This window comes from Lacisediminihabitans sp. (genome assembly GCF_036404185.1).
Lineage (GTDB): Bacteria > Actinomycetota > Actinomycetes > Actinomycetales > Microbacteriaceae > Lacisediminihabitans.
Genome location: NZ_DASWPB010000085.1, coordinates 1 through 9,917, shown reverse-complemented (window position 1 = coordinate 9,917; position 9,917 = coordinate 1). Strand labels below are relative to the sequence as shown.

The following is a 9,917-nucleotide window of genomic DNA, read 5'->3' as shown; positions in this document are numbered from 1 at the left end:
AGTCTCACCCGCACCGCACCGATCGGCTCCGGCGGAAAACTTTCGATGGGTGCTTCGAGCTTCTCCTGCTCCGACATGCGCAGTCGTGTGCGACGCGGTGCGCCGATGCTGGCGTTCGAATCCTCGGCCGCGTCCCTATCGAGGATCGTGCCGCGCTGGTTGGTCTGCCCCATGCGACCGTTCGAGGATGCCGTGGTCGCGTCCGCGGTGATGTCGCCGGCGAAGTCCCAGGCTCCGTAGAGTCCGAGGTGCACGCACAACCACAGAGAGTGATCGAATTCGAGGAACATCTGCTTGCCGACAGCGCGGGCATCCGTCATCTCGAGGCCGTCGATCCGCGCCGCACCTTCGGCGAAGCGCCCCTGCGGCGACGACACCTCGACCGTATGCCCCACGAAGTGCAGTGCGAACTGGCGCGCGATGCGGTGGACGGAATGACCCTCTGGCACGCCGGTGCCTAGTCGATCTCGTGGCCGGCGATGGTGCCCGTGGCCTCGTATTCGGCGAGCTGCGCGATGCGGCGGACGTGACGCTCCTCGCCGCTGAACGGCTCGTTGATGAAGGTGTCGATGAACAGCTTTGCCTCCTCCACGGTGTGCTGGCGGGCGCCGATCGCGATCAGGTTCGCGTCGTTGTGCTGCCGGGCGAGCAGCGCGGTCGAGACGTTCCAGACCAGCGCGGCGCGAGCGCCGAGCACCTTGTTCGCGGAGATCTGCTCGCCGTTGCCCGAGCCGCCGAAGACGATCCCGAGCGCCTGAATGCCCGCCTTCTGGTCGGCGACGACGGCCCGCGCCGCGTTGATGCAGAAGCTCGGATAGTCGTCCAGCGGTTCGTAGGTCTTCGGCCCGTGGTCGATGACCTCGTGCCCCGCCGACCGCAGGTGTGCCTGCAGATCCTCGCTGAACTCCAGCCCGGCATGATCGGTCGCGATGTGGATGCGCATGCCCTCCAATTTAGCGCGTCGGTCCCCTCCGGACCGGTGATCTTCACCGGACCGGTGATCTTCTACGGCACCCAGTACCCGACCCTGGCGAGCAGCTGGACCTCCCGGCTCGCCCCTGCCGGCGCCTCGACCTCGGGAGGGAAGACGCCCATGGCGCGGAACTCGTCGATCTGCGGCCCGAGGATCTCCCAGAGCAGGTCGACGAGCGCATCGGGCAGCTCGAAGTCGAGGCCGAGGAAATGCGCGATCGACCAGGCCTGAAAGGCGCGGTAGGTGCTGATGTGGACGAGGTAGTCGGCAAGCGGGTAGTCGCCGTAGCTGAGGTGCACGATCTTCGCCGGATCGAGGTCGCGCATCGCGGCGTCGGTGGCCACGTCGTTGATCGCGTCGTAGTTGTCGATCGGGTCGTCGCCCAGCAGGTCCCCGTCGTGTCGCGTGCCGACCTCCTCGGCCGTGCGGCCCGCCAGCACGTCGGGGACCCAGGCCTCGTCGTACGCGTGGTACCCCAGGATGTCCCTGAGGGTGGGATCGGGCTTGCGCGACCACTCCGCCGGAACGTGCCGGTCGAGCTGGTCGAGGTCGATCATGTCGATGACGTCACGCAACGCCGCGTCGGACATCAGAAAGAGGTCTCGTTGTTTCATGTCGGCACGGTAGCAGCGAGCACCGACATCCGCCAGACCCGGTGGGTCGCGGCGGGGCTCAGTCGAAGAGCGGGCCGCGGGTCCTCGAGCGCTTGAGCTCGAAGAACCCGTCGTAGCTCGCGAGGGCGACCACACCGTCCCAGAGCGCGAGAGCCTGCTCGCCCTTCGGCGCCGGGGAGATCACGGGACCGAAGAAGGCGTAGTCGCCGATCGCGATGACGGGGGTCCCGACGTCCTGGCCCACCCTGCCGATGCCGTCGAAATGGGACTCGCGCATCTGCGGGTCGTACTCCTCGGAGTCGGCGTACGCGGCCAGCGACGCCGGCAGCCCCACCTCGGCGAGCGACTCGGCGATGATCGTCTCGGCATCCGTGCGGTGTCCTGGATGGATGCGCGTGCCGAGGGCGTCATAGAGGGGCTTGACAGCCGCCTGCCCATGGAGCTCCCGCACGGCGGCGACGAGGCGGGTGTAGCGCAGCGCCCGCGGGAAGAAGGCCCGATGGGCCTCGTCGACCTCCCTGTCCTCGTTGAGGACGGCGAGGCTCATGACGTGCCAGGTCACGTCGAGGTCGCGCTGGGCGGCGACCTCATCGACCCAGCGGCTGGTCATCCAGGCCCACGGGCACGACGGATCGAACCAGAAATCGACGGCGGTGGGGGTCTGGGCGGCGGCGGTGGCATTCACCCTGTCGGCAACCGCGCCCCCGTCGCCGTTATTCCGGCGAGCCGTCCGAGGATTCCGGCGGGCCATTCGGCGCATCATTCTGTGCGATCGATTCGCCGCGGGGTCTGGTGCCGGGGACGAGGCCGGCGCACACTGGAAAACACAGTGCACACGGGAAAACTGCACACTGGGAAAAACAGTCCAGACGAGTGGCCGGAGGAACGATGTCCGCACACACAGAAGACCTGCCAGAGCTGATGCCGGTGCTGTCCAGGGGGCGGCACCGCAGCCCACGCCGGGGCGCCTGCTTCATGGAATACGCCTCCTGGCTCGCCGGCGAGAGCTGGAGCGATCATCCGGCCTGCACCCATCCCGCCATCGCCATGCTCGCCAGGCTGGTGAACGACCGGAGCTCGGACGCGGCGCGCAACGAGCTGGTCACCCTCATCCCGTCGGTGGTCGGCCTGCTCGGCGACGAGAACACCGCCCTCCTCGTCGCAGCCCAGGCCGCGAGCGCCGCCCTGCCCGTCGTCAGCGAGGGCCGCCAGCGGGTGCTCGCCGCCGGCCTCGTCCGCTGCGAGGAGCTGCTGGGCGCCGACTCCGCGCTGCTGCCGGAGCTCGCCGGCGCGCTCGATCGGGTCCCGCTGGCGCGATCCTGGGCGAAGGACTTCATCACGAGGACCGGTCCGCTGAAGGGATCGGACAGGCGGTTCCTCCCCGACATCTCCGTCGCGATCATCCGCACCTCGGTCGATGGCATCGCGGAGGCGTGCATCGCCGACCCGGACGAACGGATGCGCACGCTCCTCACCGCGGTCATCGAGCGCTGCCGCCCCGCGGCGACCGGACGGCCGGGGGCACCGCTGCCGGCCACCGAGCCGAGCCGGGAGAGGGCGCTCGAACCCGCCTCCTGAACCGCGAAAGGGGAGGGTGCCGCGGCGCCAGTAGGCTGGCTGTCGGACACAATCCGTCGAACGCAGAAGGAGCACCCAGGTGCCAGGAGACAACCTCACCCGTATCGAGGCACAGGAGCGCAAGGCCCTCGTCCATGTGACGAGCTACGACGTCACCCTCGACCTCACCACCGGCGACGAGGTGTTCCGCAGCACCACCGTCGTCACCTTCACGGGTCGTCCCGGAGCATCCACCTTCATCGACGCCTTCACCCGCACGGTGCACGCCGTCACCCTCAACGGCGTCTCGCTCGACCCGACCGAGGTCAGCGACGGCGTGCGCATCCGCCTCGACGGCCTCGCCGCACAGAACGTGCTCACGGTCGACGCCGACGCCGAGTACACCAACACCGGCGAGGGCCTGCACCGCTTCGTCGATCCCGTCGACGGCGAGGTGTACCTCTATACGCAGTTCGAGGTCCCCGACTCCCGCCGCGTCTTCGCCGTCTTCGAGCAGCCGGACCTCAAGGCCAGCTTCACCTTCACCGTGACCGCGCCGAGCGAGTGGGCGGTGGTGAGCAACTCCCCCACCCCGCAGCCGGAGATGGTCGACGAGTCGAGGTCGCTCTGGCGGTTCGATCCGACCCCGCGCCTCTCCAGCTACGTCACCGCGCTCATCGCCGGGCCGTACGCGGTCGTGCGCAGCGAGCTGACGAGCAGCGACGGCAGGACCATCCCGCTCGGCCTCTTCGCGCGCAAGTCCCTCAGCCAGTACCTCGACGCCGACTACATCTTCGAGAAGACCCGGCAGGGCTTCGCCTACTACGAGGACAAGTTCCGCTACCCGTACCCCTTCGACAAGTACGACCAGCTCTTCGTCCCCGAGTTCAACGCGGGCGCCATGGAGAACGCCGGGGCGATCACCTTCACGGAGATCTACGTCTTCCGCTCCAAGGTGACCGACGCCATCAAGGAGCGCAGGGTCGTCACGATCCTGCACGAGCTCGCCCACATGTGGTTCGGTGACCTGGTCACCATGAAGTGGTGGAACGACCTCTGGCTCAACGAGTCCTTCGCCGAATGGGCGTCCACCATGGCCACGGCCGAGGCCACGGAATGGAAAGAGGCCTGGACCACGTTCCAGGCGATGGAGAAGAGCTGGGCCTATCGCCAGGACCAGCTGCCGTCCACACATCCGGTCGTCGCCACCATCAACGACCTCGAAGACGTGCAGGTGAACTTCGACGGGATCACCTATGCCAAGGGCGGCTCGGTCATCAAGCAGCTCGTCGCCTGGGTCGGGATCGACGCCTTCTTCGCCGGTGTCGCCGCGTACTTCGCGAAGCACCACCACGGCAACACCGAGCTCGCCGACCTGCTCGCGGAGCTCGAGGTCACCAGCGGCCGCTCGCTCGCCGACTGGTCGACGAAGTGGCTGGAGACCGCGGGGGTCAACACCCTGCGCCCCGAGATCACGACGGACGAGGCTGGCCTCATCACCTCCTTCGCCATCCTCCAGTCCGCGGTCGAGGAGTACCCCACGATCCGGCCGCACCGCCTCGCGGTCGGCTTCTACTCCCTCCGCGACGGCAGGCTGGTGCGCACGCACCGCGAGGAGCTCGACGTCGACGGGGAGCGCACGGATGTCCCCGCCCTCGTCGGCCTCGAGAAGCCGGCCCTGGTGCTCCTCAACGACGACGACCTCGCCTATACGAAGATCCGCCTGGACGCCGACTCGCTCGCGGTGGCCATCGAGCACCTGGCGGACATCGACGACCCGCTCGCCCGTTCCCTCGTCTGGGGCGCCGTCTGGGACGCCACCCGCGACGGCGAGAGCACCGCGAGCGACTACGTGCGGCTCGTGCTCGGCAACATCGCCGCGGAGACCGAGAGCACGACCATCCGCACCACGCTGTCCCAGCTCGCGACGGCGGCACGGAGCTATGTCGCCCCGTCCTGGCGCGAACGGACCATCCGCGAGGCGGGAGACGCGCTGTGGGCGCTCGCCCAGGGGGCCGAGGCCGGCTCCGACGCCCAGTTCCAGTTCGTGAAGTTCTTCGCCGCCCTCGCCTCGACCGAGGAGCACGCGGCTGCCATCCGTGGTCTGATCGACGGCAGCGCCGGTCTGCCGGGGCTCGAGATCGACACCGACCTCGGCTGGGAGCTGCTGGAGGGTCTCGTCCTCGTCGGCGCGGCAGGCGAGGCGGATATCGACGCGGCGCTGGAGCGGGACAACACCTCCAACGGCCAGCAGGCGGCCGCGCGCGCCCGCGCCACCATCCCCACCGTCGAGGGCAAGCGTGCCGCCTTCGACTCGCTCGTGGCGCGGGACGACCTTCCCAACGCGATCGTGCGCAACACGACCATGGGATTCCTACACACCAACGACCCGTCGGTGCTCGAACCGCTCGTGGAGCCCTACTTCGCCGCGATCAAGGACATCTGGGAGAACCGCAGCTACAAGATCGCCGAATACGTCGTGACCGGGCTCTACCCCGCCCCGCTCGTCTCCCCGGAGCTCGTCGAGGCGACGAAGGCCTGGCTCGCCGACAACCACGACATCCCGGCCCTGCGCCGGCTCGTCGTCGAGAACCTCGCCGGGGTGGAGCGCGCGCTCAGGGTGCAGGCGAGGGACGCGGACTGAGGCGAGCCGTATTCGAGAAACGGGGGATTACCCTCTGCCGCCGGTGCGCGCCGTCTCGCTAAGGTGAAGGCATGCAGGTAACCCTATGATCGAGGCGATCGGCCTCAGCAAACGCTACGGCAGCAAGATCGCCGTCGACGACGTGAGCTTCACCGTCCGCCCCGGCATCGTCACGGGCTTCCTCGGTCCCAACGGCGCGGGCAAGTCGACGACGATGCGCCTCATCGTCGGGCTCGACCGGCCCACCGCCGGCAGCGTGACCGTCAACGGCAGGCCGTACACCAAGCTGCGGGCGCCCCTCCACGAGGTGGGTGTCCTGCTGGACGCGAAGGCGGTGCACACCGGACGCAGCGCGCTCAATCATCTGCTCGCCCTCGCCGCAACCCACGGCATCCCCCGCAAGCGGGTGGACGAGGTGATCGGCCTCACCGGGCTGGAATCGGTCGCCCGCAAGCGGGTGGGCGGCTTCTCCCTCGGCATGGGACAGCGGCTCGGCATGGCCGTCGCGCTTCTCGGCGACCCGGCCACGCTCATCCTCGACGAACCGGTCAACGGGCTCGACCCCGAAGGGGTCATCTGGGTCCGCACCCTCGCCAGGCACCTCGCCGGCGAGGGCAGGACGGTCTTCCTCTCCTCCCACCTGATGAGCGAGATGGCGCAGACCGCCGATCACATCATCGTGCTCGGGCGCGGCAAGGTGATCGCCAACGCCTCGGTCGGCGACATCGTCGCCCTCGCCACCGGCACCGCCGTGCGGGTGCGCACGCCGGACGCCACCCGCTTCTCCGCACTGCTCGCGGGCCCGGAGGTCACCATCACCAGCTCGGAACCCGACCTGCTCGAGGTCACCGGGCTCACCGCACCTCGCATCGGCGAGCTCGCCTCCAGCTCCGGCGTTGTGCTGCACGAGCTGTCGCCCGTCGCCGGCTCGCTCGAGGATGCCTACCTGTCGCTCACCCAGGACGAGGTCGAGTACCACGCCGGCACGCCGGACTCCCCCGCAGAGACGACCGAAACGGACATCCGATGACGACAACACCCGTTTCGCGCTCCCACACGGCGGCCTCCGGCCTCAGCTTCGGCGGCGTGCTGCGCTCCGAGTGGATCAAGCTGCGCACGCTGCGCTCCACCCTGTGGTGCTACCTCATCATCATCGTCATCACGATCGGGCTCGGCTTCCTGCTCGCCGGGACCGTGAACCTCGACAGCAGCGGCACCATGGATCACGCCAGCCAGCAGAGCCTGTGGCTGCAGGTGGCGACGCTCGGCATCGGCTTCAGCCAGCTGGTGGCGGCCGTGCTCGGTGCACTGATGATCACCGGCGAGTACGGCACGGGCATGATCCGTTCGACCCTCACGGCCGTCCCCCGCCGCTGGCCCGCCCTCACCGCCAAGGCCATCGTCTTCGGCCTGACCACCTTCGTCATCGGCCTCGTGTCGATCATCGGCACCGCGCTGCTGACCGCCCCGCTGCTGCCGAGCAAGGGCGTCCATCCCGACTTCGGCGACCCCGCCGTCTGGTGGGGTCTCGTCGGCGGTGCCGGATATCTCGCGCTCATCGGCCTGCTGTCGCTCTCGATCGGTGCGATCATCCGCAACAGCGCCGGCGGCATCGCCGCCTCGCTCGGACTGGTGCTTGTCCTGCCCGCGGTGCTCAGCATCCTCGCCGCGGTCACCCGCGCGGACTGGGCGCGCAACCTCGGCACCTTCCTGCCCGGCGACGCCGGCGGCAGGATGTACGCCTACACGAGCGGGACGACCGCCCAGGCCGCGGCGGGGACGATCGTCCTCGAGCCATGGCAGGGCCTGCTGGTGCTCATCGGCTGGGTCGTCGTGCTGTTCGCGGCGGCCGTGGTGCTGCTGAAGCGACGCGACGCCTGACAGCGCTCTTCCGTGTGACTCGGCTGTCACCAACTGCTCCCTGGATGCGTTCAGACGACAGTTCGTGACAGCCGAGTGGGCAGGAACCTCCACACCGCGCCAATTACACTGATTTCATGCCGAAACGGATGCGGGAAACGATCTGCGGAGCGGCCTCACGGAGCGGTCGCCGATGACCTGGGCCGATTTCTGGCAGAACCTCGCGAACGGCGAGACCGCGTACGGCAAGCTCTTCCGGGTGATCGTCATCGTCGTGGTGGCGCTGGTGCTGCGACTGGTCCTGCGCTTCGCCATCGATCGCATCGTGCGGCGGATCGTCAGCGGCGTCAAGAAACGCCAGAGCATCGAGGACACGCAGGCGCTGCTCACCTCCCCGCTCAGCGCCGTGCGGACGGTGCAGCGCACCCGCACCCTCGGCAGCGTGCTCAACAACATCGTCACCGTGGTCATCCTGATCGTCTCGGCCCTGCTCATCGTCTCGACGATCTCCCCGAACATCACCGGCGCGTTCTCGCTGATCACCGCCGCGCTCGGCGCCGGCCTCGGTTTCGGCGCTCAGAACATCGTCAAGGATGTCCTCAACGGATTGTCGATGGTGATGGAGGACCAACTGGGGGTCGGGGACGTGGTCGATGTGGGGCCGGCGACCGGCGTCGTCGAGGCGGTCGGCATCCGCACCACTCAGATCCGCGACGTCAACGGCACCGTGTGGTTCGTCAGGAACGGGGAGATCCTCCGCATCGGAAACCTGTCGCTCGGCTGGGCACGGGTGATCATCGACCTCGCGGTCCCCTACGAGGCCGACGTCGAGGCCGTCCAGCAACGGATGCTCGCCATCGCCCGCGAGATGACCGCCATTCCCAAGTGGCGCGCGCTCGTCCTCGAGAAGCCCGAGATCTGGGGAATCGAGTCCATCTCGGCCGATGCCATCGTCATCCGCCTCGTCGTCAAGACCCGGCCGGGAGTGAAGGACGACGTCGCCCGCGAACTGCGTGCCAGGCTCAAGTCGGCGCTCGACGAGATGGGGATCAGGCTGCCGACCCTGAGCAGCGTCGTTCTCAGCGGATTCGAGGGGGCGCTGAGCGTCCGCGGGGCGCACCCGCCGCGCACGGGCTCCACCCCGATCACCCCGCCCCAGACATCCAAGTCGAGGAAGAGACGCCCGTGAGCGAGAGCGATCCCGGGGAGACGAGCTTCTGGGAGCGGATCGGCGGCCGGCCCACCTTCGAGAGGCTGGTTCGGAGCTTCTATGCGGGCATCCGGACCGACCCCGTGCTGCTGCCGATGTATCCCGCCGACGACCTGGAGGGCGCCATCCAGCGCCTCACCGGTTTCCTCGAGCAGTACTGGGGCGGCCCGGGCGCCTACTCGGAGCAGCGCGGCCATCCGCGGCTGCGCATGCGGCACATCCCTTTCACAGTCAACCCGGATGCCCGGGATCGCTGGCTAAAGCACATGCGTGCCGCCCTCGACGAGCTCGGGCTGTCGCCGCTGGACGATGCCACGCTCTGGGCGTATCTGGACCGCGCCGCACACGCGATGGTCAACACCTTCGAGGAGTAGCCGGCGCCGGCCGAATGCGTCTGCGCTAGACGGTGAAGACCCGGTGCACCAGGGGCACCCCTGGCCGATAGGCGAGGTGCACGTAACTCGGGGCGTCCAGGACGACCAGGTCGGCCCGTTTGCCCTCCGCGATCACCCCGATGTCGTCCCGTCGGAGGGCGGCGGCCCCACCGGCCGTCGCCGCCCACAGCGCCTCGGCGGGGCTCATTCCCAGGTCCCGCACCGCCACGGCGATGCAGAACGGCATTGAGGAGGTGAAGCTCGAACCGGGGTTGCAATCGGTGGCGATCGCCACGCTCACCCCGGCGTCCAACAACCGACGCGCATCGGAATACGGCTGCCGGGTGGAGAACTCGGCACCGGGGAGCAGGGTGGCCACCGTGTCACTGCCGGAGAGGGCATCGATGTCGGCTGCGGTCACGAAGGTGCAGTGGTCGACGCTCGCCGCGCCGAGCTCGACCGCGAGCCGCACCCCGCCGGAGGGCCCGAGCTGGCCGGCGTGCATTCTGGCACCGAGCCCCTTCGCCTGCCCCGCCACGAGGATGGCCCTGGCCTGCTCCTCGTCGAACGCTCCCGTCTCGCAGAACACATCGATCCAGCGGGAGTGCGGAGCACAGGCATCCAGCATCGTGCCGGTGACGAGGTCGACATAGCCGGCCGGATCGCGAGCGAACTCGGGCGGAAC

At 68.8% G+C, this 9,917-nt stretch carries 11 protein-coding genes; 6 read left to right on the top strand and 5 right to left on the bottom strand.

Going from position 1 to position 9,917, the window contains the following annotated elements; translation table 11 throughout:
* From VGC18_RS05365 to VGC18_RS05350, 4 genes are all read right to left on the bottom strand, one after another.
* Window positions 1-449: DNA-formamidopyrimidine glycosylase family protein (locus VGC18_RS05365; RefSeq protein ID WP_331095006.1), on the bottom strand; the 449-nt coding region annotated here is incomplete at its 3' end.
* Between the two features lie 8 nt (window positions 450-457).
* Window positions 458-943: a ribose-5-phosphate isomerase gene (locus VGC18_RS05360; RefSeq protein WP_331095004.1), complete on the bottom strand. Its 486-nt coding sequence runs from the start codon at window positions 941-943 to the stop codon at window positions 458-460.
* A gap of 62 nt (window positions 944-1,005) precedes the next feature.
* Window positions 1,006-1,587 (bottom strand): hypothetical protein, encoded by a 582-nt coding sequence (locus tag VGC18_RS05355; RefSeq protein WP_331095002.1) that lies wholly within the window; start codon window positions 1,585-1,587, stop codon window positions 1,006-1,008.
* A gap of 58 nt (window positions 1,588-1,645) precedes the next feature.
* Window positions 1,646-2,272, bottom strand: a complete 627-nt coding sequence (locus tag VGC18_RS05350; RefSeq protein WP_331095000.1) for a DsbA family protein — start codon at window positions 2,270-2,272, stop codon at window positions 1,646-1,648.
* Window positions 2,273-2,475: 203 nt separating this feature from the next.
* Here VGC18_RS05350 and VGC18_RS05345 point away from each other — a divergent pair, with 203 nt between their 5' ends.
* The 6 genes from VGC18_RS05345 (at window position 2,476) to VGC18_RS05320 (ending at window position 9,232) form a co-directional block, all read left to right on the top strand.
* The gene (locus VGC18_RS05345) at window positions 2,476-3,165 is read left to right on the top strand and encodes a hypothetical protein (protein WP_331094998.1); all 690 of its coding nucleotides are present in this window, start codon (window positions 2,476-2,478) and stop codon (window positions 3,163-3,165) included.
* A gap of 79 nt (window positions 3,166-3,244) precedes the next feature.
* Entirely contained in the window at window positions 3,245-5,788 is a 2,544-nt protein-coding gene (pepN, locus tag VGC18_RS05340) for an aminopeptidase N (protein WP_331094996.1), read from the top strand.
* An 85-nt stretch (window positions 5,789-5,873) separates the two neighbouring features.
* The gene (locus VGC18_RS05335; RefSeq protein ID WP_331094994.1) at window positions 5,874-6,818 is read left to right on the top strand and encodes an ABC transporter ATP-binding protein; all 945 of its coding nucleotides are present in this window, start codon (window positions 5,874-5,876) and stop codon (window positions 6,816-6,818) included.
* Entirely contained in the window at window positions 6,815-7,669 is an 855-nt protein-coding gene (locus VGC18_RS05330; protein ID WP_331094992.1) for an ABC transporter permease subunit, read from the top strand. The genes VGC18_RS05335 and VGC18_RS05330 overlap by 4 nt, the downstream gene beginning before the upstream one ends.
* Window positions 7,670-7,841: 172 nt before the next feature.
* On the top strand, window positions 7,842-8,837 hold the full coding sequence (locus tag VGC18_RS05325) for a mechanosensitive ion channel family protein (protein ID WP_331094989.1): 996 nt from the start codon (window positions 7,842-7,844) through the stop codon (window positions 8,835-8,837).
* Window positions 8,834-9,232: a globin gene (locus VGC18_RS05320; protein ID WP_331094987.1), complete on the top strand. Its 399-nt coding sequence runs from the start codon at window positions 8,834-8,836 to the stop codon at window positions 9,230-9,232. Before VGC18_RS05325 ends, VGC18_RS05320 begins: the two co-directional genes overlap by 4 nt.
* A 25-nt stretch (window positions 9,233-9,257) precedes the next feature.
* Here the strand turns inward: VGC18_RS05320 and VGC18_RS05315 are convergent.
* Window positions 9,258-9,917, bottom strand: a 660-nt coding sequence (locus VGC18_RS05315; protein WP_331094985.1) for an amidohydrolase family protein, incomplete at its 5' end; no start/stop codon positions are given.